The sequence below is a fragment of the Neobacillus sp. NPDC097160 genome (assembly GCF_044762155.1).
Lineage (GTDB): Bacteria > Bacillota > Bacilli > Bacillales > Cytobacillaceae > Neobacillus.
Genome location: NZ_JBIWDU010000006.1, coordinates 201,328 through 228,049 on the forward strand (window position 1 = coordinate 201,328; position 26,722 = coordinate 228,049).

The window sequence follows — 26,722 nt, forward strand, 5'->3', positions numbered from 1 at the left end:
ATTAAAAATACTTTTCAGAATGATCTTCATCAACAGTAATGAATGTATTATGATAGATAAATACTAAGAAGGCGATCGATGTGATGACATAGGGGGAAAAAGATTGGGAAAAAAGGTAAGTCAAAAGATTCTATTGTTGGGAATGTCAATCATAACAGCTGGTTTGGTTATATATAATGGGTTTTATCCATTGAAAGCTTCATCCAAGGATATGAAGAGTCAGCGAATAATGATATATCTTGCGGGGGATTCAACCGTTTCGAATTACCCAACAACACTGTCACCACGATCAGGTTGGGGACAAGAGTTGGCCAAAAGGTTTGATGAAAAAATCATGGTCATCAATTTAGCAAAGCGGGGAAGAAGTTCGAAAAGCTTTATTAATGAAGGCAGATTAGATAGAATTCTGACCGACATCAAAAAGGGGGACTATCTTTTCATACAATTCGGCCACAATGATGGAAAAATAGAAGATCCAACGAGGTACACAAATCCTGCCACTACATATAAAAGATTTTTAAAACAGTATATTGAGGGTGCACGAGAAAAAGGGGCGATCCCTATCCTTGTTACACCCGTTGAAAGAATGCGTTTCACAGCTGAGGGTATTGCGCTAGAAACACATGGTCTATATCCTAAAGCCATGAAGGAGCTTGGTCGGGAGGAAAATGTACCAGTCATTGATTTATCGGCAAAAAGTAAAGAATTGTACCAGCAGATTGGGCATGACAGTACAAAAAAGCTGTTCATGTGGCTAAATGAAGGAGAATATCCTCATTATCCAAATGGAGCGATGGACAGCACTCATTTTCAGGAAAATGGTGCTGAAGTGATTGCCGAATTGGTGATTGAAGGGATAGAGGAACTAAGATTACCTCTACTGGAACATGTTCTTTACGTCCATAAGGATTATTGATAGTTTAAATGCTGATTCCCATGAAACATTTTTAAGATATAATCTGCATCAGGGACGTTCAGCTTGCTATATCCTAGTAAAAACGTTTTATTATCATAGGGCACTTCTCGAAAAGTGACATGTATTTCACCTTGTTCACCGATTGTTAAAATAGCATATGCGGCAAGGGGTTTATGGAAACATCCTAATGAACAAGGATTAAGATAGAGCCTTTTCATCGTTTTAAAGTGATGGATAACATGATGATGGCCGAAACAGACGATATCTGCATCCGATGCACGATAGAGGAAATCCAATTTTTCAACGGTGGGATCATAATCCACCGGTAAAAAATTGCCATGTTCGTCTAAGTGGTAGTGGACAAAAAATAGTCTTTTTCCATTATATTCTGCCACTGCTGTTGTTGGAAGCTTTAATAAGAATGGGAGAAATTTACGATCTAACTTGGAAGCAATCCACTCATGATGCTTCCTTTCTCTCTTCTTACTATAAGGTTCTCTTCCTGAAATAATGTCTAGTATCGCTTCATCATGATTACCCATCACATAAGTAATATTTTCACGAGTAAATAGCAAATCAAGCACTTCATTTGTTTCGTACCCAATTCCTACTAAATCCCCTAAACAATAGAGATGATCGATCGTATCCTCTTGATCGATTTCATTCAAAACAGCTTTTAGCGCGGAATAATTTCCGTGAATATCAGATAGAATCGCGATTTTCTTCTCCATAGCATAATCTCCGTTTTTCCCTAGTTTCCCTATATTGGTAAAAATAAATTCAAAAACCTTTTGGTACACTCGAATTCCCATTTTGTCTCTTGAATTGAATTCGCTTCCATGTTATTATTAAAAACATCAATTGTGAACAAATTGTGAACTTTAAAAAATGATGCGTCACTTTTAATACGAAATAGCGCTCCTGTTGAACGTTTAAAAGTGCATTTGACTCTATTAATCTATAACTGTTGGTACTTAACAGCGTCCCTGTTTAAGGCAAACCGTTGAAAAAATTCATGGAGATTCCTTCGTTTAGGAATCTGCCGCGAATTTTTTCAACGGTTTTTTATTTGTTCACAAGCTTTAAAACAAACGGATATTAAATTGGAGAGGATAGGTAAGGTATGAAAAAGACAAAAAATCGATGGCTGATTGCTTTATCAGCAGTTGGGATTCACATTTCAATTGGTTCTGTGTATGCATGGAGTAATTTTACGACCCCGTTAAAGGACTTATTCGGTTGGACTGATTCAGAAGTGGCCTTGACATTTAGTATTGCAATATTATTTCTAGGATTGTCAGCCGCCTTTCTTGGTCACTTTGTTGAAAAATATGGTCCTAGAAAAGCAGGGTTACTAGCTGCAATCTTTTTTGGCGTGGGAATTATGGGATCAGGTCTGGCTGTACATTTAGGTTCAAAATACTTATTATATTTTTTCTATGGAGCACTTGGCGGAATTGGATTAGGGGTGGGTTATATTGCGCCTGTTTCAACACTTGTAAAATGGTTTCCTGACAGAAGAGGGCTGGCAACCGGACTTGCCATCATGGGGTTTGGATTCGCGGCCGCCATTGCTAGTCCCATTATGAATATGCTCATTGAATCTGTTGGTGTAGCAAATACGTTTTACATACTTGGTATTTCATACTTTCTCATTATGATGCTTTCTTCACTTTATCTTGAAAAGCCTGAAGAAGGATGGCTCCCTGACGGATATAAACAAAAAATCACTAGTGGAAAAGCGAAACCGAATATGGATTTATCACAATTGATGGCAAATGAGGCGGTAAAAACAAAACGTTTCTGGTACCTATGGCTGATGCTATTTATTAATGTAACATGTGGAATAGCGATTTTAGCGGTTGCAAAGCCACTTGCGATGGAAAGTATCGGAATTGATATGACTGCAGCTGCAGCACTTGTGGGTGCGATTGGAATCTTTAACGGCTTAGGAAGAATTGGCTGGGCTAGTTTTTCTGATATAATCGGACGACCAGCTACCTATACATCATTCTTTGTCCTGCAAATTGTGATTTTCTTTTTCTTACCAGAGGTATCCATTAAATGGTTGTTCATGGGTATGTTAATTATTGTCTATACTTGCTATGGCGGCGGCTTTTCTTCGATTCCGGCCTATATCGGTGACTTATTTGGAACAAAGCAGCTTGGAGCGATTCATGGGTATATCCTAACCGCTTGGGCAGCAGCAGGCCTTGCAGGTCCATTATTTGCGGCCTGGATTAAAGATACAACAGGCAGCTATTCAGGCAGCTTAACGTTCTTCTCGGGATTGTTTGTCATTGCGTTTTTCATTTCATTACTCATTCGCGTTGATATTAATAAGCTAAAACGAAGCAATATGGGAAAAAATACACCATTGGAAAATCAAGTAAGTTAAGAAAGTTGCAAATCTTCTAGTAAACTTATACAATATTAACAACATTAACAGTGTATTAAACTGAAGTAATAGCAAGTGAGATGAGTTTGTTGAATAAATATGAAGCGGAATTTAGTAATATTGTTCGTGCATATCGAAAACGTCATATGGGTAAAGGCCCTAGTCAAGTGCGAACAACCTTTTGTAAGAACTGGGCAATATGTGAGTTGGAGGGGAATTTATCTCCGATAGAAAAATTTATTGCCACTGCTGAAGATGGAAAACAAATGCTGCGAGCTGCTCGGACCGAAATGGTAAAGGAGATTTATAAGAAAAATCACCCTGCTGAAATGGAGGAACTATTGGGAGTAGAATTCGTTAAGGTATTTGTGGATATCAATATTGAAGAGGACAAAGGGATGTCCATCTTTGTTTTTGATCGAGATATCGAAGAGAAGTTTAAAAATAAATGACTACTACCGAATAGCCAATAGTTGGTACTTGGCAGCGAACCTGTTGAAGACTAACCACCTTGGGGTATTCATCCTTTTTTAAAGATGAATGCTTTCCTAGGTGGTTTTTTATTTGGTTTTTAGAATTTGGAATTTTGGGGAGGAACGAAAAATGGGAAAAACAGTACATCCAGGACCACAGAAAAAATCAATAGTACCTGCACCCGAACACTGGGTAAGTCCAATTCCTTTTGGACTGGGAAAAATTAAACCAAAGCATATTCGCGATACGATGAAGGTCGCTTGGGAAAATAAAGATAATCTAGGCTATGCAGCCAATATTTTAACAAAAGGGGTTTGTGATGGCTGTGCACTTGGTGTATCCGGTTTATATGACCAGACGTTAACAGGCCCACATGTCTGTACAACCCGATTAAATGTCCTAAGGCTCAATACCATGCCTGCGGTTAAGCCTGAAATTCTGCATGCTGATATTGAGGAATTAAGGAAATATGACAGCACTGAGCTTCGTAAGCTCGGGCGTATCCCTTATCCTATAATTCGCCGAAAAGGGGAGCGGAAATTTTCTCGGATCACATGGGATCATGCCTTAGATATGATTGCACTAAAAATGAGAAAGCTGGATCCGAAACAATATGCTTTTTATCTGACTGCGCGCGGTATCACAAATGAAAGCTATTACGTGGCAGGTAAAGTAGCTCGTTTTCTTGGCACTAATCACATTGATAATGCCTCGCGTATTTGTCATGCACCAAGTAAAACAGCATTAAAGCGTTCAATTGGTGTCGGGGCTTCTACATCAAACTATTTAGACTGGATTGGAACAGATGTTTTATTGTTTTGGGGCAGTGTAGCATCCAACTCGTCACCTGTATCGTCCAAATATATGCTTGAGGCTAAGAAAAAGGGAACAAAAATTATTGTTGTGAACCCGTACCGGGAACCAGCGATGGATCAATATTGGATTCCTTCAAACCCTGAATCCGCCTTATTCGGAACAAAAATCGCCGACGATTTCTATCAGGTCAACATTGGCGGCGATATCGCCTTTATGCATGGGATTATGAAGCATTGGTTTGATATGGAGGAGAATCTATACGGATCAGCAATAAATCACGAGTTTGTAGAGACACATGTAAATGGCTATGAAGAACTAATGAAAAAAGTACAAGAACAATCGTGGGAAGCGATCATTGAATCTTCCGGTGTTACCAAAGAACGCATCATTGAACTAGCTGAATTGTTAGCTAACGCCAAAAATGCCGTTTATGCGTGGGCGCTGGGTCTAACGATGCATTCATTTGCCACTGATAATATCTCGCAAGTGGCTAACCTAGCACTTCTTCGGGGACATCTGGGACGAAAGCATGCAGGGCTTATGCCGTTCCGGGGACATTCAAGTGTTCAAGGAAGCGGTGAAATGGGAGCAGATCCCTTCGTATTACCTGGCGGCGGCTGGGATGTACACACTGTCGAGAGAATGGAACAGCTTTGGGGATTTGAACTTCCAAAGTGGCAGGGAGATATTGTTGGGGTTACACTGGAAAACATCGTTCTGCCCGAGAAACACGAGCGTAAAGTCAAGCTCTATTATTTATCTGGAGGAAACTTCCTAGAAACAATGCCGGACCCTGATTTTATTAAGAAGGCTTTATCTGAATTGGAGATTCGTGTTCACCAAGACATTATTTTAAACACCTCAACATTAGTCGATGCAAAAGAAGCAGTTATTGTATTACCGGCGAAAACACGTTATGAGCAGGAGGATGGCGGAACAAGTACATCAACAGAACGGATGGTTTATTTCTCACCTGAGATTCCTGGTAACAAAAATAGACTAAAAGAAGCACGAACAGAATGGAAGATTTTTATCGATCTTGCTAAGCGTGTGAAACCGGAAACAGCACAGTTGGTTGATTTTGCTGACGGTTTTGCCATACGTGAGGAAATTGCAAAAGCAAATCCCGATTATGAAGGTATTCAACACTTGAAAAAACAGGGAGACGTCTTTCAGTGGGGCGGCGCTTGGTTATGTGAAGATGGAATTTGTCCAACTCCAGATGGGAAAGGAAACGTCATACCTGTTGATATTCCTGATTTGAATAAAAAGCCTGAACAATTTATTGTCACCTCCCGACGAGGAAAGCAGTTTAATTCGATGGTTTACAATGAGGTGGATCCGTTAAACGGTGCAGGTCGTTATGACGTGCTAATGAGTGCTGTCGATGGGCAAAAACTAAGTATTGCCGAGGGGGAAGGGATCGTCGTATATAATGGTTTCGGCGTATTCCAAGGCACAGCAAAATTTGTTGAGATAGCACCAGGGAATATCGAAGTTCACTTCCCAGAGGGGAATTTTTTGTTGCCGCGCGGCCGTTATGAGAAATTTGCCGGTATCCCTGATTACAACATTACCGTTCATGTAGAAAAAGCTGAACGATATAACGCAAGGAAAGATACCGACTATCTTGAAAAACCAATTCCTGATCTCGAAACAGAAGTAGGTTAAGAAAGGGGTGAAGCAGGTGTTAAATGACATCATTACTTCACAAAATATTGTCAGGTATAACGGCCATGACTTTGTCGAGGAAGAAGATGATATTGCTGTTGAATCAGCGTTAACGATTATAGTGGATGGAACCGAGTTTGCCACCATGGTCTGTACTCCTTCTGAAATGCAAGAATTGGTGGTTGGATTTTTAGCTTCAGAAGGTGTCATTCGGGCCTATCACGATATCAAATCCCTTCAAATCGATGAAGACAGGGGATTCGCTTATGTGGATCTTATAAACAAACACTCTATTCAAAAAGAGTTTCATTCGAAGCGTTTTATTGGTTCTTGCTGTGGAAAAGGGCGGCAGTTTTACTTTCATAATGATGTGAAAACAGCTAAAACGGTGACGACAAAGTTGATCATCACTCCAGAACAATGCCGCAGGTTAATGAAGAAAATGCAGGAAAGTTCTTCGCATTTTCAACAAACAGGCGGTGTTCATAATGCCGCTTTATGCACGAAGGATGGAATAGTGGTGTCAAGAACAGATATCGGCCGACACAATGCCTTAGATAAACTTTTTGGCTACTGCATCATACATCGAATTCCACTAAAGGATAAAATAATTGTTTTTAGCGGCCGAATATCATCAGAGGTTTTGCTGAAAGCAGCCAAGATTGGGGTTGGAATAATCCTATCGAAATCAGCTCCAACCAATCTTGCCTTAAGCATAGCGGAAGAACTTGGAATTACAACTGTCGGCTTTATTCGGGGAAATGGATTTAATGTTTACACCCATCAGGAACGAATCCAAGGGATAGGGCCGCTGCCTTCAATCATCGGTTTAGAGGATTAATGAAAACGAAAGGCACATTTTTCAGCTCGCCAATTGGCGAGTTTTTTTACTATTAACCGATCGGTTCTACCTATGAAGTTTTATACTCTTAATATATAGATTTTTTTCCAATAACAATCATGAATAATTAATAGAATATTTATTCATTTTTAAGGATTAACGTGTAAAATAGATATTGAGTAGGGCAATGTGAATTACCTTTTTTAAAGTTAGAAAATGTAAGCAAAAATAGAATATAATAATCTTATCCGTTTCTGCTAGGGGGTTGCATCTTATGAGCATAAAACAAAAAAAATATAATTTTTTTCAACGGCTTGGACGTGCTTTTAAGTTGAATTTCACGAAACTCCTGCGTTCTCCTGGGGGAGCCAAAAAGGTTGCATTGGGATTTTCCCTTGGCTTTGGCCTGGAGATGCTAGTTATTTCAACTGCTTCTCTCATTTATATATTGTTTATACCAATTGTCCGATTGGCTAAAGGCTCATTACCCGCATCAATCATAGGAAATATTATTGGTAAACTTACGCTTCTCCCTGTCATTCTTTTACCATTTGCTAGACAGCTGGGGAGAACCATCCTTCCAATGAAGGTCAGAATAGGTCATCATACACATTTTTCTGTTCAAAATTTATTGCACGGTGATTTCCATAGTTTAGTCGGCCTTCTTCATGGTGGGGTCCACGCCTTAATTGGAATGACGATTTTTGGGATTGTTCTTAGCGTTACTTCTTACTTTATTGTTCATTATCTTTACGAGAAAGAAAAAACGAATAGACTTAAAAGAAGACGCCTTAAACACGAGATTCTTTTAAATAATATCAATTAGAATTTAATTTAGTGGCCCCGGATTTGATGTCGGGGCCATTAGTTCAAAAAAAAAGAGCCCGGAGGCCCTAAAAACACACTTTATTTCAAACGCTTAAAAGAATCTGCGACTGCGTTCGAATTCAAACCGTATTCTTCTTTCAATCTCGATTTCAATTTCAATTCGTCTTCTTCTCTCTAATTCGATTTGCTTAAGCAAAATTAAAAAATGGGCCGGCTGAAACAAAAGAATAGGGAATTTGTATTATAAAGAGACGCTTGAATTAGTGGAACAAGTGACAGAGGAATTTAGAGAATTTTTAAATTAACAAGAAAATGAACTTGGATATTCTTCAAGTTCAATTTTCTAAAATAGGCGTAAAAAAGAACAAAAACACTCCAAAAGAATCTTTTTTTTATAGATTCAGAATTGTTAAACTATTACTAACATCATGGGGTGACTTCAACTAAATCTGTTAGGAGGGAATGCGTTGGAACGAAAAGTACGCTTGATTCCGTACCAAGTGATTGCAGAGTTTGAAGAAGTAGCCGAGGTGCCAAGAGGGGTGGAAATGATTCAGGCCCCTGAAGTGTGGGGAAGGGCAAGAGGAAAGGGGATTACCATCGCCATTTTAGATACTGGCTGTGAAGTATCCCATATCGACTTAAAGGATCGAATAATTGGCGGACGAAACTTCACGAAAGATGATCGCGGTGACCAAACGATCTTTAGAGATTACAACGGTCATGGCACGCATGTTGCCGGTACCATGGCAGCAACCGCCAATGAAACGGGAGTGGTCGGTGTTGCTCCGGAAGCAAATCTATTCATAATCAAGGTTCTTGATAAACATGGATCCGGACAATATGAATGGATTATCAATGGAATCTATTATGCAATTGAACAAAAGGTGGATATTATCTCCATGAGCCTAGGCGGTTCTGAGGATGTGCCAGAATTACATGAGGCCATTAAAAAGGCTGTAGCCAATGGAATCCTCGTCGTTTGTGCAGCCGGAAATGAAGGGGACGGACGAGATTCAACAGAAGAGCTGTCCTATCCTGCGGCCTATAATGAGGTAATCAGTGTCGGTGCAATCGATCTGAATCGTCGAATATCGGATTTTAGCAATTCGAATAAGGAAGTAGACGTTGTCGCTCCCGGTGAAAATATCGTATCAACATTTCTAAACGGAAAATATGCAAAGCTTAGTGGAACGTCAATGGCAACCCCACATGTATCGGGGGCACTTGCATTAATTAAAGCGATCTCAAATCAAACGTTTGAGAGAAATTTAACAGAGCCAGAGCTGTATTCTCAGCTTATAAGAAGGACCATACCGCTAGGAAATTCTCCAAAGTTAGAAGGGAATGGGATGGTGTATTTGACCACCATCGAGTATTTAGCAAAGCTAGCAAGTGCGAAGGAAGAGGTAGTAAATATTTAAGTTAATAAACCTGCTTTTTAAACAAAAAATAGTATAAGAGTTTTTCCACCGTTGGAAAATACCTCCACATCCCAAAATTATTTTAAATAAGTGGGATGTGGAGGGGGTTAATGAAAAAGTGAGGCCTAAACATCCCCCATAACTGTTTCCCCGATTAAAAGCACCTTTAATTGTTCCCGAGGAAGCTGCCGTTTTTCCCATTCCCGATACAAGCGGTCTAATGCCTCCGGTCCTGTGTCGTCTGCCAAACGATAGGCACCATAATGCATTGGCACGAAGAACTTTGCGCCCAAATCAATAAAGGCTTTCACACTGTCTTCAGGAGAAATATGCGCATCCGCCATAAACCATTCCGGTTCATAGGCGCCAATCGGCATAAATACCGTATCAATTGTTAATCGCTCAGCAATCTGTTTAAAGCCACTGAAATAGCCGGTATCACCGACAAAATAAAAGGTTTCCTTGGGTGTTTGAAAAATCCAGCCTCCCCAATGGGACGTATTCATATCCGTTAGCGATCGCCTCGTCCAATGCTGGGCAGGGACGAAATGAACGGTCATTCCTTTGTGTTCAGTACTTTCCCACCAGGTCATTTCGGTCACTTTCTGATAGCCTTTTCGGATAAAAAGGGACTTCAAACCTACCGGAACCAAGAAGTGAGGATTTCCTTTTAATTTTTTCAGGGTGGGGAAGTCCAAATGGTCGTAATGGCCATGAGAGATCACAACCAGGTCGATCTCCGGCAGATCTGCCAAAGAAATACCTGGTTCCGTCAACCTCGATTGAAATCCCATCCGTTTCGCCCATACTGGGTCCGTTAAAATATTCACGCCATTTAACTGAAACAAAAAGGTAGAATGCCCAATCCAGGTATAAGAAGTCCGGCTTCTGTTTTCATTTATTTCGGTCACTTTTTTAGCCTGACACTGTTCAATATTTACCGATAAATCCTTTACTTTCGTTCTTCTTTCCTTCTGCCACTTCCTCATGTCCTTAAATGATTTGTTGCTTGTTACATTATCTAAATTAGCATATCTCTTCATCATTCACTCACCTTGCTATTCTTAGAAACTCTATTTTTAATATGAGTATAGCAAAAAACTCAATCAACCATCAAAAATTTAGAAAAATGAAAATTTGATTAAATTTTAAGTACCATCGTTTAGGAGAAGGTATTTTTTTTTCGAAATTGAATTATATAAAAGTACAAAACCTTCATTTTTTTCTGTAAACAAATCAATTAAAGGGAGTGCGAAAATGATGTTCATAGATAGTATTTGTCCAAAATGTGGAGAGATTAATCAAGTAGAGCATAAAGGGGAAAAAATTCTGTTTGTAACATGTAAGAATCACCACATGTATGATCATATCGTTATCCCATATTCTCGAACACAAATGATTAAGGATGAGAGACGCATAAAATTAGAAGAAATGATTGTCGAGAAAAAGTTTCACCGGATGAGTGATAAATCTACTATCTGTCTTCTAATATTTAATAATGGTTATGAAATAGAGGGTCGTTCGACTGTAAGAGATGTTGCTGACTTCCGTACCGTAATTGGCAAGGACAAAGCATATGAGCAAGCATTAAAAAAGGCAATGGTAGCGTTAGGCGCTTTCTTGGTCTAACAATGTTTTACTAAAGCGAAATATTTATCAATTGAAAAGGGGAGGCAGACGATAAGAGATAATTCATATCATCTGCCTTTATTTTTTAATTGGTAACTTTGTTTTCCATTTTTCAACAATGTTTTCAGTTACTTTCGCTCAATGCAGATGGGAAAACATATCACCAGTTTGAACGAAAGATATGATACGATAAAAAGGAAGATACTGTGGAATAAAATTAGACGGAGGCAATCACATGTACAGCTTTAAAAATGATTACAGCGAAGGTGCACATCCTAGAATTTTGAATGCATTAATGGAATCCAATTATGAGCAAGAAGAGGGTTATGGCGAAGATCGCTTTAGCCTAAAAGCTATTGAACTGTTAAAACAGAGAATTGGACGAACTGACATTGATATTCATCTATTAACAGGGGGAACGCAAACGAATCTTACTGCTATTTCAGCTTTTTTACGGCCCCATGAAGCCGCAATTGCCGCTAATACTGGTCATATTTTAACCCATGAAACAGGTGCAATTGAAGCGACAGGACATAAAATACTATCAATTGAAACGGAAGACGGGAAACTTACCCCGACACACGTGAAATCAGCGCTCGACGCACACACTGATGAGCATATGGTCAAGCCGAAGCTCGTTTACATATCGAATTCTACTGAAATTGGTTCCATTTATAATAAGCGGGAACTGCAGCAGTTACGTGATTTCTGTCATGAAAACCATCTTATTTTGTTTATGGATGGGGCGAGATTAGGGTCAGCGTTGTGTTCTGAAGAAAATGACCTACAGTTTACTGATCTCCCAGACCTTGTTGATGCCTTTTATATTGGCGGAACCAAGAATGGAGCGCTCATAGGTGAAGCATTGGTCATTTGCCGCAACTCTCTTAAAGAGGATTTTCGCTTCCATATGAAGCAAAAAGGGGCCATGCTTGCAAAAGGAAGACTCTTGGGCATTCAGTTTCTTGAACTATTCCGGGACAATTTGTTCTTTGACCTAGCTATGCATGCGAATAAGCTGGCTACATTGCTAAGAACTGAACTAAGCAAAGCAAACATAAGGTTTTTGACAGAATCTCCATCCAATCAAATTTTCCCGATTCTTTCAAATGCGCTCATTACTGAATTACAAAGTAAGTATTCTTTTCATATTTGGGAAAAGGTCGATGACGATCACTCTGCCATTCGCTTGGTCACGTCTTGGGCAACGAAAGAGGAAGCGGTAGTGGCTTTTATTGAAGAAATAAAAAAATAACGGAGGAAGTAAAATGGGGTTTATTCTTTCATTTTTCAGTGTATGGATCTGTAGTTTTTTGATTGCTAGGCTAATAAGCCCTTTTTCAAAAACATTCTGGAAAAATGATTTTATGATTACATCTGCTCAATCATTAATCATAACAATGTTAATCGTGTATTTCTTTTAAAAAATTCGATTTTTTGTTAGGCGAACAGTGACGTTACTGTTCGCCTTTTAAGAAATTAGTTTAGTTGATATTCAGCTGCTTTTTAATTTCCCCAATGATTTCGATATATTCTTCTTCAGTTAAGTATGTTTTACCTGGGTTCATTTCGAAGTTTTAATTTGATTGTTTTTCTTGTTTTAATTTCTACAATAGGGTACCTTTTATATTGCTTACTATACTATTCTCCGTTTTTTCTATGATAATCTGTACAATACCGTTATTCTACTAAATTTTTTATGAAAGAGGCATGTGTATGAAAATTGATTTACCAAAAATTTCAGCTGAATTACCTATAAAGAATTTCCAAGATATTTTTTATGAAGAAGATCCAGAATTAGAAATGTGTCAGATCATTGACTCCGTTTTTGAAAATGAAGTTGTTAGCAGAGGGCGCTTATCAAATATGGTGATTAAGAATTGTCGGTTTAACCATACAGATTTTAAAAATATTGATATAACAGATGTATGGTTTGAAAACTGCGATTTATCTAATGCCAATTTGAGCAAGTCTTCCATCCACAGGGTCGTATTTAAAAATAGTAAATTATTAGGAGTGGATTTTACCGAATCACGGTTTGGCAATGTTCAGTTTGACAATTCCGTTTTAAACTTGACGGCATTCGGAAATTCTAAGCTTGAAAAAGTAAAATTTCAGGAAACTGCATTAAAAAGCACCGATTTTTTTGAATGTAAACTGAAAAGTGTTGAATTTCAGGTTTGCAATCTCAATGGGGCAAACTTCGAACAAACATCACTAAAAGGAATAGATATTAGTACCTCTACCTTTGATACACTTACAGTATCAATGGATGAATTAAAAGGATGCAAGGTTTCATCCTTTCAGGCGGTTCAATTTGCAGCACTAATGGGATTGGTCATCAAAGATTAGGGAATTTGGTGCCTGAATCCCAGGTTGCTTAAAAGTAGCAGTGCGGGGGGCAGGCATCGATTTCTATATTTAAATTCCATCGACAAAAATCTACATAAACCTGATATAATAAAAGCAATATATGTAGGAGGTGAGAAAAGATGGAAAAAATACTAAAGTTGATATTGGACAAAATTGATGCCTTAGACCAAAAGGTAAACACTTTGGACCAAAAAATAGCTGGCATGGACCAAAGATTAACTGGCATGGATGAAAGATTAGCTGGCATGGACCAAAGATTAACTGGCATGGATGAAAGATTAGCTGGCATGGACCAAAGAATAACTGGCATGGATGAAAGATTAACTTCTGAACAAAAAAGACAAGGGGATTTATTACAGCAATTAATTAATACAGTTGCAGTCACAAATGTAAAGATTTCCGAAACAAACGAAAGAATGGATGCTATTGAAACGAAGGTAGACACTGTCATAGAAGATGTTAAAGAAATCAAAAATTCAATGGCGACTAAACATGATCTTGAATATTATGATCAGATGATTTCCGAACACTCCAGGGAAATTTACAAGTTAAAAAATAACTAAAACTCTCCAAGAAGACTCCTCTACTGTACCTATTTCAATATATTAAATTCCCCGATCCTACTGTTATTTAAGATACGGGGTTTTTTGAATTTCATTTTCCCTCGAAGTTAAGGGAAGTAGATTTCTAATCTGATAGTATGAAGTGGTGATATGTATCACTCTGAAGCAAGAAAGTAATAGTAAAATAAAACCTATCGACAAATATTTACATTTTTCTGCTATAATCATATATGATGAAATAAGTAGGGAGTATTGAAAAATGAAAAAGACCATTCTTGGAATATCAGGCGCCATGTTGATGTGCTTAATCATCGCATTAACCTATTACCAAACTTCATCTAAAACGGCCCAACTAAAGATCGATCAAATTAGCAAAGGGCAAGACAATCCTCCTGATCAAAGCCAACAAGTCCTGAAGGCTAATAACACCATTGATTACTCTTTTCAAAACGACGAACTCAAGATTACCTTCGATAAAGGTAACACCTGGACGACCGTTCCAATTGTAAGAGAGCAATTATTTGAAGGCGAGTATAGCGGCAATAAAGGAGAGTTAATTGAAAATAGTTTTATCCTTTCAAAAAATCGTGCTGCATTTTTATATTCAGATGGCCCTGACTTGTCCAGCAAAAAAATTATCTTGAAGTATTCCCTTGACCAAGGTAAGTATTGGCAGGATGCCGTTGTGACAGAGCAATATCCAGCACTAAGGTTTCGAAAAATAAACTTTTTAAATGAAAATTTTGGCTATGTGATTCTTTCTGGTGATCGAACCGTGTCACAAGAAATGTCCAATGTCTATGTCACCCATGATGGCGGCCGGTCTTGGAGGGAAACGAATCCATCAAATGTGACAATGTTAATAAAAGATGGCGGCTTTGTTAATGAGAATACAGGTTTTTTATCCTATGGATATATTAATCCTGAAGAACCTGACCTTTATGTAACAGAAGATGGAGGAAATTCCTGGGTAAAAGCAACAATAAATATTCCCGATCAATATCGTCAAATTTTCGTTACAGCGGAAATGCCTTTTAAAGAAGAAGACCATTTAGCCGTCCTTATTAATCAAGGGCCAAATGGCGATTATGAAGGCGGAAAAGTAAAAGGGAAGTTTCTATCGAATAATAATGGCAAGACATGGGAGTTTTCTATGGAGGTAAAGCCAAATGAAACAGAATAAGAGTAGAAAAATTTGCGGCTGGGTCCTTTTCCTTTTATCCATAGGCTTTTTCTGTCTGCAAATGGTGCACCTGTTCGTGCACAGTAGATTTCAAGTTGAATATATCGATAATCGGATATTTTATGTTGTCAACATCCTTTGTGTACTTTGTGCAGGACTGGCAATCCATTTTCTGCTTGTCATAGCGAAAAAACCGAAATTGATGGGAGCAGGAGTTTTGCTTCTATTTACATTTTTTAATGTAGGTTTATTATTATATAGCAATCAGCAAATAAAAAATATTGTCAGCTTTTCACCGGGTTTGAAACATGTCTTGTCCGTCAAAGAAACGACGGAAACGGGGGAGGCGATCGTTTATCGCACATACTTTGGGATTCTGGCTCTTCCAAAGGAAAAACTACCTTATTCAACCACACAAGAATTTAAAGTAGATTGGTTAGCAAAGGATATAGCAGCGGTTACATATAAAGCTAAAGATTATTCGATCCACCAATACATCTCAACCTATGGTGATAGAGGAGGCGGGAGCGGGTATTACTATGTCGGACCATCCATTTATGGCCATTGGAAGGGTGATCAAGGAGAAGTAATTAGTAATAAAGAGGGAATTTCGATAATCTCCAATGGAAAGATCGAAAAATTCGATTGGGATCATGTCGTTCAATTCGGTACACTTGCAGTTGTTCTAACGGCCAATGATCAGGCTGTTTGGACGATTTCATTAAATGAGAACTTTGAGGTTCATTCTGCAGCTACCATCCCGCCAACTGGTGAAATTAGTCTATACAAAGCAACGATGGAAAAAACAGAGCCGATCAAACTGTATAATCATTCTTGAATCACTACCATATTGAGACGATTATTGGAGTCATAACCCCTGTGGATTGCTTTTCTCCTTTTTTTAAAATGCAAAGCATTCAAGAATTTGTTCTTGAATGCTTTGCACTTCTCTTATTCAGCATGAATTTTTTGAACGCGTCCAATCTGTCCATCCGTTAGCCTGACTTTGATCCCATGGGGATGGGCGCTCGATTTGGTGAGAATATCTTTCACAATACCCCGGGTGAGTTTTCCGGTTTTTTGATCTGCTTTTAACACAATATCAACCGTTATTCCTGGTAATACATCCTTCCGATTTTGACCGTTCATTTAAACACCCATTTTTCTGCGTGTATTGCTAGGCTTTTTGGATTGCTGGCTTTTCATCTTTTTGGTGGAAAGGTCGCCATTCGTCAATCCTTTACCAGCCGAGGCCGCGTTCTTTTTGTTTTCCAGCTGCTGCTTCATCGCCTCCTGCAGGCTGATTTTCTTTTTTGATTCTCCTGCTTGGTTACTTTCAGTCAAAGAAATTCCCTCCAATTATCAATAGTAGAATAATCAAGTATAAACTATTTTCGGGAATTCGGGAAATATGTATTATGTTTTTTAGATTTTAATTTTAAAATCCAATAAAATGAAAAATTTCAAAAAAACAATGCACATTTTTGAATATCCGTCATATAGTAACTTCTGTGTGAGAAATGTTATGAGGGAGGAACAAAAAATAATGAAGAACAATCAAATCATTATATTAAGCAAAAACGAGGTCAAAGAGGGAGAGAATGGATATAAGATTATTAAAATGAATCTATCTGATCCAACAGAAAGCTTATTTTCAGTCGTCACCCCTATTAAAAAGCAATAAGATTTAAAAGAAAAACTATCTTTTTGTAATCATACATAGAAAGATAGTTTTTTTTTATTTTTACTGATTTTTTAATTTCATAGGCTATATATGCTAACGCGTTAGTCGCCAATTGTCTAATATTGGAATGAATAAATTGTCCTATTTCATTCTTTGGCTAAATATACATATAAAAGGACGAGTGTTTTCTTACAAAGAAAAAAGGGGGGGCAATATGAAGTTGAAAAAATCATTCGCATTATTGTTATCAGGGGGCTTGGCTGCGAGTATTTTTTTAGCTGGCTGCGGCTCTAAGAGCGGGGATAATGGGAAAAGTGGTTCAAACATAATTAAGATTGCTACACAGACTCCGCTTTCAGGTGGAAGTGCGACGATTGGGGAAGCCATTAAGCTAGGCGCACAAATGAAATTAGATGATGAAAAGAAAAAGTTTAAAGATTTAGGATTTGATCTGCAGCTGGTTCCTTATGATGATCAGGGGGATCCAAAGAAAGGGGTGGCCAATGCTCAATTAATCGGGGCCGATAAATCCATTATGGCAGTGGTCGGCCACTTTAATTCAGGAGTCGCCATCCCGTCATCCGAGGTTTATGAAAAATATGCGATCCCAATGGTTTCACCTGCTAACTCTGCGGTAGAAGTAACATCAAGGGGATTAAAAACCGTCAACCGTATTGTCGCTCGTGATGACTTCCAAGGCCCTGCAGGTGCTGAATTTGCCGTGAATACATTAAAAGCAAAGAAAATCTTTATCATCCAGGACAAAACTGCCTACGGGACAGGTCTTGCGGAAGCTTTCAAGAAAGCAGCAGAGGAAAAAGGAGCTGAAATTCTCGGCTTTGAAGGGATTACCGTTGGAGAAAAAGATTTTAATGGAGTTCTCAACCAGGTCGTTTCGAAAAAGCCTGATTTAGTCTATTTTGGAGGAATCTACGCTGAGGGCGGTCTCATTATTAAACAAGCCCGTGAAAAGGGCATTAATGCTCCATTCCTTGGCGGGGATGGTTTAGATGCTTCTACATTGGTTGAAATAGCTGGCGGTGCGATCAAAGATACGTATATTACCTCGTTGGCCGGGGATTCAACGAAATCAGAAGAAGGGAAGAAGTTTACAGAGAGCTATAAAGCAAAATTCAACAAAAATACTGAATCATATTCAGTTTACGGCTATGATACGATGGGCGTTGTTTTAAAGGGCATTGAAGATGCCATTAAAGCAAATAACAACAAAATGCCTACTCGTGAACAAGTACGGGATGCCGTTCGAGGTGTGAAGGACTATCAAGGTGTTTTAACAAAAGTCAGCTTTGATGACATCGGCGACAATAATTATGCAAAAGTGTTTATTTATAGTTTTAAAGAAGCGAAATACCCAGCTGAATTAGTGGGTGAAGTTAGTAAATAAACAAGATTGAAAAGGGTATACCTCATTTTTTCTGAGTGAGAATACCCTTTTCTTCTATGAAAAATGGGGACAAGGGGTGAAAGCTTTTGTTTAACGAAATACTCCAAACAATCCCGCAGGTTTTGATTGATGGTCTTACCTTGGGGGCGGTGTACGCCGTTATTGCCATAGGATACACCATGGTATACGGGATTTTGGAATTAATTAACTTTGCACATGGAGAAATTTTTATGTCAGGTGCATTTATAGGAACAGCCATTTTAATCGTTTTAACAGGAGTAGGGTGGGTTTCATCCGTACCGGCGATTTTGATGCTGATAGCGGTACTCTTATTTACAGCTATTCTAACAGGCTTGTTGGGAATGGGAATCGAAAGGGTGGCATATCGGCCATTGCGAAATGCGCCTCGGTTAATCCCGCTGATTACGGCAATTGGTATTTCATTCTTATTACAGGATATTGTTCGATTCATTGCAGAATTAAAAAAAGGAAATTACATTGTGACTGGCCCGAGTTTATTTACCAACCAGATTTCCATTAAAGCCTCATCGCTGAGTTCCATGTTTAATGATGCAACGATTAAAACCTCGTTTGTGATTGTTCTTGTTGCTGCGGTGATCATGATGACTGGTCTTGACCTTTTTGTTAATCGTACAAAGTGGGGAATGGCGCTAAGAGCTGTCGCGCAGGATCGTGAAACAGCTTCATTAATGACGATAAATGTAAATAAAGTAATCTCGATGACCTTCTTTATTGGTTCAGCCCTAGGTGGAGCAACTGGGGTGCTTTTTGCTGTACAATATGGAACGATTGACCCATATATTGGCTTTATTCTTGGATTGAAGGCGTTTACTGCTGCTGTATTAGGAGGGATTGGAAATATTCGTGGAGCGATGTTCGGAGGGTTACTGCTTGGATTATTAGAAATGTTTGCCTCGGCCAATTTAACCCTTTTATCCCACGGAGTGTTTGGTGCCGAGTATAAAGATGTATTTGCGTTTATCATCTTAATTCTTGTACTACTTTTTAAACCGGAGGGCTTATTTGGCAAACCGGTAACCGAGAAAGTGTAGGTGAGAAGAGTGAAAGCACTTTGGAATCACTATAAACAAAATAGATTAGCACAAGGGGTTTTTCTTCTTATTTACATTGGAGTCACATCTCTTGGTTTATTTTTAGCGCAAAAATCCGTAACTGCATTTCTTCTCCTATTAGCATCACTTTTACTTTTATATTTTACCAACTTCAAGAATCTTACCAAATGGGTCATTGCTGGTGTGGTGCTCGTATTTTTACTCCCTTTCACAGCAAGTAATGGTGATGGCTATCAATCCTATATGGAAGTGGCGACACTTGTTGGAATCTATATATCTATGGCACTGGGGTTGAATATTGTCGTAGGGATGGCCGGGCTTCTTGATTTAGGTTTTATCGCATTTTTTGCCGTCGGTGCCTATACCTATGGAATTTTTGCTACAGCGCAAGCAAATAATTTTATGCCATTTGGTCATTTTCCACTTTCAGGAGAAAGTTTTTGGATCTTTATTTTAGTCGGGTGTTTTATTGCCGCCTTATTCGGGGTGCTGCTTGGAATACCGGTCCTTCGGGTAAAAGGAGATTATTTGGCCATCGTTACACTGGGCTTTGGTGAGATCATCCGAATTATCTTTAATAACCTGGACCGCCCACTTAATATAACGAACGGAGCAATGGGACTCGCTTCTGTTACGCCGCCCCGCCTGTTTGGAATAGACTTTCTCTATCCAAGTCAATTCTATTACGTTGTCCTGATTATACTGGTATTTACCATTTTTACTGTCCGCCGTTTTGAACATTCAAAAATAGGCCGCTCTTGGAAAGCGGTAAGGGAAAATGAAATAGCTGCCCAGGCAATGGGGGTCCCTTTAGTAAAAACAAAATTAATGGCATTTGCGATTGGCGCTTCCTTCTCTGGAATGATGGGGGTTGTCTTTGCTGCAAAACAAGCCTTTGTGGATCCGACTAGTTTTACATTGCTTGAATCCATTACGATTCTTGTCATGGTTATCTTGGGTGGAATGGGCAGTGTCCCAGGTGTGATCCTCGGAGCTGCGGTTATGACAATTCTAAATCTTCAAGTATTAACAGAGATAACAAATTGGTTGAATCAACTAAGTACGTCAGGAGCTTTATCAATTCCAGATGCACTGTCACCTTCAAAAATGCAAAGGATGATCTTCGGATTGCTCTTAATCCTGTTTGCACTCTATCGGCCACAAGGTCTCCTGCCGGCCAAGAATCGGAAATATAATGTAAAAGCATTACAAAAGGGGAGCAAGGAGGCTGCCGGGGAAACGATATCAGACCAATCACCAATCGAGAAAGCTCAGGAGGTATAGCAAATGGCCATTTTAGAGGTGAAAAACCTATCGAAAAGATTTGGCGGTCTAATAGCGAATCAGGACATATCCATGACAGTGGAGAAAAATTCGATCACCGCAGTTATTGGGCCAAACGGGGCTGGGAAAACAACCTTTTTTAATATGATTACGGGTGTTTATCAGCCTACTTCGGGGACGATCTTACTTGAAAATGAAAAAGTAAATGGTTTAAAGGCGCATGTTGTGAGTCAAAAAGGAATCGCTAGAACCTTTCAGAATATCCGTTTATTTAATGAAATGTCCGTGCTTGAAAATGTGATGGTTGGAATGCATACACGGTTAAAAGCAGGACTTATTGGAATTTTATTCAATCTTCCCACCATACGGAATGAAGAGATAGCTTCAGAAATAAAGGCGTATCAATTATTAGAATATGTAGGGCTTGATTCCTTTGTAAATGAAAAAGCGTGCAATTTAAGCTACGGGGCCCAAAGAAGATTAGAGATTGCGAGGGCGCTGGCAGTAGGTCCAAAGATATTATTATTAGATGAGCCGGCAGCAGGGATGAATCCAAAGGAGACGAAAGAACTTACCAAGCTGATTAAAAGGATGAGAGATGAATTCAATTTAACTGTCATATTAATTGAACATGATATGAAGCTTGTCATGGAAATCTCTGAACAAATCTTCGTACTCGATCATGGTGAAAAAATTGCAGAAGGAAGGCCTGAGGCCATCCGTAATAATCCAAAAGTGATTGAGGCATATCTAGGATCAGGGGCTGTTCATGCTGGATAGGAGGAAAATCGATGCTTCAATTAAACAACGTAGAAACCTTTTATGGCGGTATACAGGCTTTAAAAGGAATTGACGTTTCCGTTGAAAAAGGAGAAATTGTTACACTGATTGGCAGTAATGGTGCCGGTAAATCAACGACATTAAAATCCATTAGTGGTCTTGCAAAAGTAAAAACAGGAAACATTGTTTATAATGGAACGGATATTACCAATAAACCAGCTCATGAAACAACCCTATTAGGAATTGCCCATGTTCCCGAAGGCAGGAGGATTTTTCCAAGACTTTCAGTCAAAGAAAACTTATTAATGGGAGCTTTCTCAGTAAAAAGTAAGCAGTTGATTGAGGAAAGAATGGAGCGGGTCTTCCACTATTTCCCTAAGCTAAAGGATCGACTGGAGCAAAAGGGAGGCACAATGAGCGGCGGGGAACAGCAAATGCTAGCGATCGGAAGAGCCCTAATGATGTCGCCGGATTTACTCATGTTAGACGAGCCTTCCATGGGCCTTGCCCCCATTATTGTCGAACAAATCTTTGAAATCATAAAAGAGTTGAACGAAGAAGGCATTACGATCCTGCTCGTTGAACAAAACGCCTATCAGGCCTTACAAGTTGCCGATCGCGGTTACGTCATCCAAACAGGCGAAATTAAGCTTAAAGGGTACGGCCATGATCTGATAACAAATGATGAAGTTCGGGAGGCCTATTTGGCGTAAGGGGGAAAATTATAGAATAATAGAAATTCAAACATAAAAAAAATGTCAGACCCCCGGTGCGTTAACGCTTTATCGCACTGGGGGTCTGACACGTTTAATCTGATCCAACCGAAAGCTTATTTTCAGTCGTCACCCCTGTTATTTTAGCTAATTATTTGTTAAGAAAAGCAGCTTTTATTTGGATGTACTGGTCTTGTTCATAAACTTCAATAAATCGGTAAGCAATGTACTAAAAGTGGATAGATGTTCTTGGACTCGACCCGGATATTCAGACTCGATAAACTCAAGGGTATCATTTTTAGTATGCCAAACTCCACCATATTTAACAGTTTGGTCATACCCATCAAGTTCGCCTATTTCCCAGTTGGTTGCCTCTAGGTATCCGTAAGGGATTCCAAGATCTTTAAATGGTGCATGATCGCTCCAGTCACCTGTAGTACCTGCTGGATATTCCGGATTCAAGCCCGGATTGGTTCCGACATTTAACTTTTTCTTTTTCACGATTTCCAAAGCTTGGTCACGAATGAAGCCAGCTTCCCTGGCACTGCCATAAACATACATTTTGTCTCCGACGGCAAGACTATCCATATTAATCATGCCAATAGTATTTTCTATTTCTTTTTGCGTCATATTGGCAGCATAGTGGTTTGATCCCCTTAGACCAGTTTCTTCAGCTCCAAAAGCAATAAACACAATGGAGTAGGGAGTAGGGATATTTTTTAACACCTCGGCAACTTCCAATAGGATTCCCACACCCGATGCATTATCATCGAAACCGCGTCCTACGGAAACCGAATCATAATGGGCGCCAACGATGATCTGCTTACTAGATTTCCCAGGTTTATAGGCAATCACGTTTGAAGATTGGGTAGTTGTTCCTCGTCTTGAATAGGTAAAATCCTGTACGGCCGTCTCAAATCCGATTCGTTTAAATTGGCTTTCAATATATTCCTCTGCTTTTCGCTCATTGACCGATCCAGCCACCCGTGGTCCTATTTCATAGGCTAAATATTTCATATGTTCATAGGCCATGGCCCCGTTTTTATGTACAAGAGATGGATGGTAAGAAACGGTTTGAGCAGTTGCACCCCCAACAATTGTCAAAAGGCTAAACATCATAGCAATAAACGATATCGTTATTTTCTTCTTCATTGCCTCGACTCCTCATTAGTATATTTTTAACAAGAATAATAGATTCTTTATAAAGAAACAATAGATTTGACAAAGGATATCAAAAGGAGACAAATTTCATCTATGTACTTATACAAATAAGATGACAGAATCATCCTTAATGCATAAAAAGACTTAGACAAGCTCAAGTGAAATTTTATTCTTTTGAACATAAGAGGTAAATAAGGAGAATAAACATCAAAATAGTGTGGCTAATTTTTACTGGGAGGAAAAAACATGAATGATGTCTTTGAGAAGACAGCGAGATTTGAACATCGTTTTTGGCTCCAAATATTAGGTGATCATTCAAGGTTTATTTATGAAGCGCTTGCACCCGTTCAGGTAGAGGAAATTGAAAAGGCCGCAACGTTTATCCAAGTATTTGACACACTTTTAGAACGGACAAAATCTTCTGAATTGGTGTCATTAACAAACGAATCAGAATCAGAAGTAATAAAATTACGAGAATTTAAATTAGAATTGATAAAAAAACACCTTATCGGAAAAATCAAAATTCATCTTTCACCTACGTTTCTTAATCACATGGTAAATGAATTAGAGGAATATGTAAGGATTTTGAAGCACCTTAAAGCAGGGCAGGTACCACCAGTTTACCATGAACTACACCATCATCTATTATGGCTATCCGATGCTGCAGGCCATTCAGAGGCAATTACCAGTAATCTAGATGGTGTTGAAAAGAAATTAAGGGAGAAAAGTAATGCCTTTAAGAAGGAGTTTGAAGATTTTTACCTAAAAGCAGTAGAACTAGCTGGCTATCTAAGAACCAATTTGACAACATTCCCCGCATTGGCAAAAATGAATTCCGACACTCAGTTAGAAATAAAGCTATTTCAAAATTTTTTACATGAAATTGAAGAACTAGGGTTAAGTAATCAAGCATTAGGAACATTTGCACCATTAATGGCGGACCATATGTCACGTGAGGAATGTTATTATCTTATGAAGTTAGCAGAATCTGCGAATCTTGATTCACCAAACTGTGACCCTACTAAACCTCGACTTAAGGAATGATAAAAGGTAGCTTAATCCAAATAACACCTTCGAGATGAAATGGGGGAGTTAAAAATAGATTCTTAAGACAATAAAGAGAAAGCCTGTATCTTGGTTTACTTAAGATACAGGCTTTCTCTTTTGGTACGAATGGTTATTTTTTTAATCTTCCGGCCTTCTTGGCCGCTTCTTTTAAGATGACTTCGATTTGGGCGTTAACACTTCTAATTTCATCTTCCGCCCATTTTTCCAGTACTTCATATAATTTGGGATCAATGCGCAGCGGAAATGATTTTCTTTTTGTCATTTATGACACAACCTTAATAAATGCTTCCTGTATTTATGATGGGCTGCGTTCCTTTCTCGGAAACAATGGCGACCATGAGGTTATTGACCATCTGCGCCTTTTTCTCTTCATCAAGCTCGACAATTTCCTGTTCCGCAAGCTGATCAATCGCAGCTTTTACAAGCCCAACGGCACCGTCGACAATCACTTTGCGAGCAGATAAAACAGCCTGTGCTTGTTGTCTTTGCAGCATTGCAGAAGCAATCTCGGAAGAATAGGCGAGATGCATAATTCGGGCTTCGATGACATCCACACCAGCAACATCTAATCTCTTTTGTAAATCTGACATTAATACATCTGCGACTTCATCGCTATTTTGGCGAAGTGTTAAGGTGTTTTCCGTATTGCCAAACGAATCATAAGCATATCTGCTGGCAATATGACGAATACCGGTTTCACTTTGTATTTGAATAAATTTTTCATAGTTTTCCACATCATATAAAGCTTTTGCTGCATCCCTTACTTTATACACAACAACAGCTGCAATTTCAATCGGATTTCCTTCTAAATCATTTACTTTTAATCTCTCGCTGTTAAAGTTTGTCACGCGTAAGGAAACGCTACGTTTGAAAGTAAAGGGAATGGTAGCCCATAATCCTTGATCCCGGATGACACCGAGATAGGTTCCAAAGAACGTTAATACTTTTGCTTCGTTAGGCTGAACAATCGTTAAACTTGTAGCAACAATTAATCCAATGAGTATGACGACGATTCCGGTTATTTTGACCGGGATTTCTCCGGTTACGATGAAATAGATTCCAAAACCAATACACAAAAGCGCAATTATTAGTGCGGCAAAACCATTCATTTTAAAAATTGATTTTTCTTTCATCAGGACCCCTCCTTATAATAAAAAGTGATATAAAAGTGATATCACATTTATATCATAATACAGTTACTGAAAAAAGTAAAATATTTAATTGTTTACCAATGTTGGGAGGTTGGTTTTTTGTAAGGCTCTGTTAAAGGTAAATGTTGATATTTGATACTTGTCCGAAATCTTGATATAATTAGCATAAGAACAAGAGTTCGGGGGTTATCAAGGTGAGCAAAGCGTTTAGCAACTTGTTAAAGTATATCGACAAATTACCACATACAAAAAAAGAACAAGTTTACCAATGGGTTAAACGCTATGTTGAGCCTTCTTCCTCTGCTGGTGGTCGTTTAATTGATGAAATGAGAGAAACAAGATTCAAGGAAGGATTCGTGTGTCCTCATTGTTCATCAGAACTCGTTGTTCGATTCGGAAAATATAATGGTAGGCAACGGTATCGGTGTAAATGTTGTAGCAAAACCTTTACTGACACTACTAATACCGTTTTGTACCGTACCCGAAAAGGCAACGAGTGGATTACATTTGTTGATTGTATGTTCAAAGGATATTCACTGCGAAAATCGGCTGAAATCGTAGGGGTTACTTGGGTTAAGCTTTTTTATTGGAGACACAAATTGTTGAGTGCTTTGAAACAAATGGATTTTGAACATTTTGATGGTATCGTTGAAATTGACGAGACCTATTTCCTGTACTCTCAAAAGGGACAACTTGGCATTACTGACCGTAAACCTCGAAAACGTGGAGGGAAGTCTAAATACAGAGGCATTAGCCACGAACAGGTCTGTGTTCTTGTCGCTAGAGACCGCACAAAATCTACTGTATCCAAAGTTGCTTGTATGGGTCGTGTTGTGAAAACTAAGGTTGACAACTTGATTGGTTCTAAACTGACATCTAATAATATACTCGTTACAGATGCTTGGAGAGCCTATAAAACCTATGCAAGAGAAAAAGGATTAGAACATTATAGGATTAAATCAAATGATGGCAAACACGTTATAAAAGGCTTATTCCACATCCAAAATGTAAACGGTCTTCATTCCCGTATGAAACAATGGATAGACCGCTTTTAAAGGTGTGGCTACGAAATATCTTGATAATTACCTTGCTTGGTTCTTATTTGTCGATAGTCGTAGTAACGAAAGCACTAAACAGCATATAAAAGAATTTCTATTAACGTCATTTGTATTTGAAGTGACTGATACATATGACAGTTTGAGACTGTCAAAATTCAATATGTAGTTTTACAACCAGTTTAACCCACATAATGTATATCAGGAGGTG

General features: G+C 38.7%; 27 protein-coding genes and 1 pseudogene. 21 read left to right on the forward strand and 7 right to left on the reverse strand.

From position 1 onward, the window contains the following. Positions 1-103: 103 nt before the first annotated feature. Positions 104-916, forward strand: coding sequence for a rhamnogalacturonan acetylesterase (locus tag ACIQXV_RS10820; protein ID WP_402958656.1), 813 nt, complete (start codon positions 104-106; stop codon positions 914-916). Here ACIQXV_RS10820 and ACIQXV_RS10825 read toward each other — a convergent pair. Next, on the reverse strand, positions 910-1,647 hold the full coding sequence (locus ACIQXV_RS10825) for a metallophosphoesterase family protein (protein ID WP_402958658.1): 738 nt from the start codon (positions 1,645-1,647) through the stop codon (positions 910-912). The genes ACIQXV_RS10820 and ACIQXV_RS10825 overlap by 7 nt on opposite strands. A gap of 392 nt (positions 1,648-2,039) precedes the next feature. Between ACIQXV_RS10825 and ACIQXV_RS10830 the strand changes: the two genes are divergently transcribed. The 6 genes from ACIQXV_RS10830 to ACIQXV_RS10855 all read left to right on the forward strand — a co-directional run bounded on the left by ACIQXV_RS10830 (position 2,040) and on the right by ACIQXV_RS10855 (position 9,368). Further along, a complete protein-coding gene (locus tag ACIQXV_RS10830) occupies positions 2,040-3,314 on the forward strand; it encodes an L-lactate MFS transporter (RefSeq protein WP_402958660.1) in 1,275 nt (424 codons plus the stop codon). An 89-nt stretch (positions 3,315-3,403) separates the two neighbouring features. After that, on the forward strand, positions 3,404-3,766 hold the full coding sequence (locus tag ACIQXV_RS10835; protein WP_402958662.1) for a Na-translocating system protein MpsC family protein: 363 nt from the start codon (positions 3,404-3,406) through the stop codon (positions 3,764-3,766). A gap of 151 nt (positions 3,767-3,917) precedes the next feature. Next, on the forward strand, positions 3,918-6,275 hold the full coding sequence (locus ACIQXV_RS10840) for an FdhF/YdeP family oxidoreductase (RefSeq protein ID WP_402958664.1): 2,358 nt from the start codon (positions 3,918-3,920) through the stop codon (positions 6,273-6,275). 16 nt (positions 6,276-6,291) lie between these two features. Continuing rightward, the gene (fdhD, locus tag ACIQXV_RS10845; RefSeq protein ID WP_402958666.1) at positions 6,292-7,116 is read left to right on the forward strand and encodes a formate dehydrogenase accessory sulfurtransferase FdhD; all 825 of its coding nucleotides are present in this window, start codon (positions 6,292-6,294) and stop codon (positions 7,114-7,116) included. A gap of 274 nt (positions 7,117-7,390) precedes the next feature. After that, positions 7,391-7,942: a DUF2062 domain-containing protein gene (locus ACIQXV_RS10850; protein WP_402958668.1), complete on the forward strand. Its 552-nt coding sequence runs from the start codon at positions 7,391-7,393 to the stop codon at positions 7,940-7,942. 469 nt (positions 7,943-8,411) lie between these two features. Beyond that, positions 8,412-9,368: a S8 family peptidase gene (locus ACIQXV_RS10855; protein WP_402958670.1), complete on the forward strand. Its 957-nt coding sequence runs from the start codon at positions 8,412-8,414 to the stop codon at positions 9,366-9,368. Positions 9,369-9,493: 125 nt separating this feature from the next. Here the strand turns inward: ACIQXV_RS10855 and ACIQXV_RS10860 are convergent, their stop codons facing one another. After that, positions 9,494-10,414, reverse strand: coding sequence for an MBL fold metallo-hydrolase (locus tag ACIQXV_RS10860; RefSeq protein ID WP_402958672.1), 921 nt, complete (start codon positions 10,412-10,414; stop codon positions 9,494-9,496). 211 nt (positions 10,415-10,625) lie between these two features. On the opposite strand from ACIQXV_RS10860, the gene ACIQXV_RS10865 reads away from it, so the two are divergent. The 6 genes from ACIQXV_RS10865 to ACIQXV_RS10890 all read left to right on the forward strand — a co-directional run bounded on the left by ACIQXV_RS10865 (position 10,626) and on the right by ACIQXV_RS10890 (position 15,954). Continuing rightward, a complete protein-coding gene (locus tag ACIQXV_RS10865; RefSeq protein WP_402958674.1) occupies positions 10,626-10,997 on the forward strand; it encodes a Gp49 family protein in 372 nt (123 codons plus the stop codon). A 235-nt stretch (positions 10,998-11,232) separates the two neighbouring features. Further along, on the forward strand, positions 11,233-12,252 hold the full coding sequence (locus ACIQXV_RS10870) for a threonine aldolase family protein (RefSeq protein ID WP_402958676.1): 1,020 nt from the start codon (positions 11,233-11,235) through the stop codon (positions 12,250-12,252). A gap of 461 nt (positions 12,253-12,713) precedes the next feature. Beyond that, the gene (locus ACIQXV_RS10875) at positions 12,714-13,349 is read left to right on the forward strand and encodes a pentapeptide repeat-containing protein (RefSeq protein WP_402958678.1); all 636 of its coding nucleotides are present in this window, start codon (positions 12,714-12,716) and stop codon (positions 13,347-13,349) included. Between the two features lie 140 nt (positions 13,350-13,489). Beyond that, positions 13,490-13,933 carry an SH3 domain-containing protein gene (locus ACIQXV_RS10880; protein ID WP_402958680.1) on the forward strand — a complete coding sequence of 148 codons (444 nt, stop codon included), beginning with the start codon at positions 13,490-13,492 and terminating at the stop codon, positions 13,931-13,933. Positions 13,934-14,192: 259 nt separating this feature from the next. After that, positions 14,193-15,116 (forward strand): oxidoreductase, encoded by a 924-nt coding sequence (locus ACIQXV_RS10885; protein ID WP_402958682.1) that lies wholly within the window; start codon positions 14,193-14,195, stop codon positions 15,114-15,116. Then, positions 15,103-15,954 (forward strand): hypothetical protein, encoded by an 852-nt coding sequence (locus ACIQXV_RS10890; protein WP_402958684.1) that lies wholly within the window; start codon positions 15,103-15,105, stop codon positions 15,952-15,954. The genes ACIQXV_RS10885 and ACIQXV_RS10890 overlap by 14 nt, the downstream gene beginning before the upstream one ends. Positions 15,955-16,067: 113 nt before the next feature. Here ACIQXV_RS10890 and ACIQXV_RS10895 read toward each other — a convergent pair whose 3' ends face one another. Both ACIQXV_RS10895 and ACIQXV_RS10900 read right to left on the reverse strand, forming a co-directional pair. Then, positions 16,068-16,265 carry a YwbE family protein gene (locus ACIQXV_RS10895; protein ID WP_402958686.1) on the reverse strand — a complete coding sequence of 66 codons (198 nt, stop codon included), beginning with the start codon at positions 16,263-16,265 and terminating at the stop codon, positions 16,068-16,070. Further along, on the reverse strand, positions 16,266-16,460 hold the full coding sequence (locus tag ACIQXV_RS10900) for a hypothetical protein (RefSeq protein WP_402958687.1): 195 nt from the start codon (positions 16,458-16,460) through the stop codon (positions 16,266-16,268). 202 nt (positions 16,461-16,662) lie between these two features. Between ACIQXV_RS10900 and ACIQXV_RS10905 the strand changes: the two genes are divergently transcribed. The 6 genes from ACIQXV_RS10905 (at position 16,663) to ACIQXV_RS10930 (ending at position 22,076) form a co-directional block, all read left to right on the forward strand. After that, positions 16,663-16,800: a hypothetical protein gene (locus ACIQXV_RS10905; RefSeq protein ID WP_402958688.1), complete on the forward strand. Its 138-nt coding sequence runs from the start codon at positions 16,663-16,665 to the stop codon at positions 16,798-16,800. Between the two features lie 214 nt (positions 16,801-17,014). After that, positions 17,015-18,205 (forward strand): branched-chain amino acid ABC transporter substrate-binding protein, encoded by a 1,191-nt coding sequence (locus ACIQXV_RS10910; protein WP_402958690.1) that lies wholly within the window; start codon positions 17,015-17,017, stop codon positions 18,203-18,205. Between the two features lie 86 nt (positions 18,206-18,291). Further along, positions 18,292-19,278, forward strand: coding sequence for a branched-chain amino acid ABC transporter permease (locus tag ACIQXV_RS10915; protein ID WP_402958692.1), 987 nt, complete (start codon positions 18,292-18,294; stop codon positions 19,276-19,278). A 9-nt stretch (positions 19,279-19,287) separates the two neighbouring features. Next, entirely contained in the window at positions 19,288-20,583 is a 1,296-nt protein-coding gene (locus ACIQXV_RS10920; protein WP_402958694.1) for a branched-chain amino acid ABC transporter permease, read from the forward strand. 3 nt (positions 20,584-20,586) lie between these two features. Next, the gene (locus tag ACIQXV_RS10925; protein ID WP_402958696.1) at positions 20,587-21,363 is read left to right on the forward strand and encodes an ABC transporter ATP-binding protein; all 777 of its coding nucleotides are present in this window, start codon (positions 20,587-20,589) and stop codon (positions 21,361-21,363) included. Positions 21,364-21,374: 11 nt separating this feature from the next. Further along, positions 21,375-22,076 (forward strand): ABC transporter ATP-binding protein, encoded by a 702-nt coding sequence (locus ACIQXV_RS10930; RefSeq protein ID WP_402958698.1) that lies wholly within the window; start codon positions 21,375-21,377, stop codon positions 22,074-22,076. Positions 22,077-22,250: 174 nt separating this feature from the next. Here the strand turns inward: ACIQXV_RS10930 and ACIQXV_RS10935 are convergent, their stop codons facing one another. Next, the gene (locus tag ACIQXV_RS10935; protein WP_402958700.1) at positions 22,251-23,228 is read right to left on the reverse strand and encodes a M20/M25/M40 family metallo-hydrolase; all 978 of its coding nucleotides are present in this window, start codon (positions 23,226-23,228) and stop codon (positions 22,251-22,253) included. Positions 23,229-23,483: 255 nt separating this feature from the next. Between ACIQXV_RS10935 and ACIQXV_RS10940 the strand changes: the two genes are divergently transcribed. Next, positions 23,484-24,281: a DUF2935 domain-containing protein gene (locus tag ACIQXV_RS10940; protein WP_402958702.1), complete on the forward strand. Its 798-nt coding sequence runs from the start codon at positions 23,484-23,486 to the stop codon at positions 24,279-24,281. Positions 24,282-24,414: 133 nt separating this feature from the next. Here ACIQXV_RS10940 and ACIQXV_RS10945 read toward each other — a convergent pair whose 3' ends face one another. Further along, positions 24,415-24,567: a type II toxin-antitoxin system antitoxin gene (locus ACIQXV_RS10945; protein ID WP_402958704.1), complete on the reverse strand. Its 153-nt coding sequence runs from the start codon at positions 24,565-24,567 to the stop codon at positions 24,415-24,417. A gap of 13 nt (positions 24,568-24,580) precedes the next feature. Next, positions 24,581-25,438, reverse strand: coding sequence for an SPFH domain-containing protein (locus tag ACIQXV_RS10950; protein WP_402958706.1), 858 nt, complete (start codon positions 25,436-25,438; stop codon positions 24,581-24,583). Between the two features lie 212 nt (positions 25,439-25,650). Here ACIQXV_RS10950 and ACIQXV_RS10955 point away from each other — a divergent pair. Continuing rightward, a pseudogene (locus tag ACIQXV_RS10955) lies at positions 25,651-26,680 on the forward strand (IS1595 family transposase). Positions 26,681-26,722 lie beyond the last annotated feature (42 nt).

Excerpts from the sequence above, each read along its gene's own strand:
- ACIQXV_RS10885 (WP_402958682.1), top strand. The coding sequence starts at position 14,193 with ATGAAAAAGACCATTCTTGGAATATCAGGCGCCATGTTGATGTGCTTA.
- ACIQXV_RS10935 (WP_402958700.1), bottom strand. The coding sequence starts at position 23,228 with ATGAAGAAGAAAATAACGATATCGTTTATTGCTATGATGTTTAGCCTT.
- ACIQXV_RS10890 (WP_402958684.1), top strand. The coding sequence starts at position 15,103 with ATGAAACAGAATAAGAGTAGAAAAATTTGCGGCTGGGTCCTTTTCCTT.
- ACIQXV_RS10945 (WP_402958704.1), bottom strand. The coding sequence starts at position 24,567 with ATGACAAAAAGAAAATCATTTCCGCTGCGCATTGATCCCAAATTATAT.
- ACIQXV_RS10825 (WP_402958658.1), bottom strand. The coding sequence starts at position 1,647 with ATGGAGAAGAAAATCGCGATTCTATCTGATATTCACGGAAATTATTCC.
- ACIQXV_RS10950 (WP_402958706.1), bottom strand. The coding sequence starts at position 25,438 with ATGAAAGAAAAATCAATTTTTAAAATGAATGGTTTTGCCGCACTAATA.
- ACIQXV_RS10940 (WP_402958702.1), top strand. The coding sequence starts at position 23,484 with ATGAATGATGTCTTTGAGAAGACAGCGAGATTTGAACATCGTTTTTGG.
- ACIQXV_RS10860 (WP_402958672.1), bottom strand. The coding sequence starts at position 10,414 with ATGATGAAGAGATATGCTAATTTAGATAATGTAACAAGCAACAAATCA.
- ACIQXV_RS10840 (WP_402958664.1), top strand. The coding sequence starts at position 3,918 with ATGGGAAAAACAGTACATCCAGGACCACAGAAAAAATCAATAGTACCT.
- ACIQXV_RS10850 (WP_402958668.1), top strand. The coding sequence starts at position 7,391 with ATGAGCATAAAACAAAAAAAATATAATTTTTTTCAACGGCTTGGACGT.
- ACIQXV_RS10925 (WP_402958696.1), top strand. The coding sequence starts at position 20,587 with ATGGCCATTTTAGAGGTGAAAAACCTATCGAAAAGATTTGGCGGTCTA.
- ACIQXV_RS10905 (WP_402958688.1), top strand. The coding sequence starts at position 16,663 with ATGAAGAACAATCAAATCATTATATTAAGCAAAAACGAGGTCAAAGAG.
- ACIQXV_RS10910 (WP_402958690.1), top strand. The coding sequence starts at position 17,015 with ATGAAGTTGAAAAAATCATTCGCATTATTGTTATCAGGGGGCTTGGCT.
- ACIQXV_RS10880 (WP_402958680.1), top strand. The coding sequence starts at position 13,490 with ATGGAAAAAATACTAAAGTTGATATTGGACAAAATTGATGCCTTAGAC.
- ACIQXV_RS10895 (WP_402958686.1), bottom strand. The coding sequence starts at position 16,265 with ATGAACGGTCAAAATCGGAAGGATGTATTACCAGGAATAACGGTTGAT.
- ACIQXV_RS10830 (WP_402958660.1), top strand. The coding sequence starts at position 2,040 with ATGAAAAAGACAAAAAATCGATGGCTGATTGCTTTATCAGCAGTTGGG.
- ACIQXV_RS10870 (WP_402958676.1), top strand. The coding sequence starts at position 11,233 with ATGTACAGCTTTAAAAATGATTACAGCGAAGGTGCACATCCTAGAATT.
- ACIQXV_RS10865 (WP_402958674.1), top strand. The coding sequence starts at position 10,626 with ATGATGTTCATAGATAGTATTTGTCCAAAATGTGGAGAGATTAATCAA.
- ACIQXV_RS10875 (WP_402958678.1), top strand. The coding sequence starts at position 12,714 with ATGAAAATTGATTTACCAAAAATTTCAGCTGAATTACCTATAAAGAAT.
- ACIQXV_RS10930 (WP_402958698.1), top strand. The coding sequence starts at position 21,375 with ATGCTTCAATTAAACAACGTAGAAACCTTTTATGGCGGTATACAGGCT.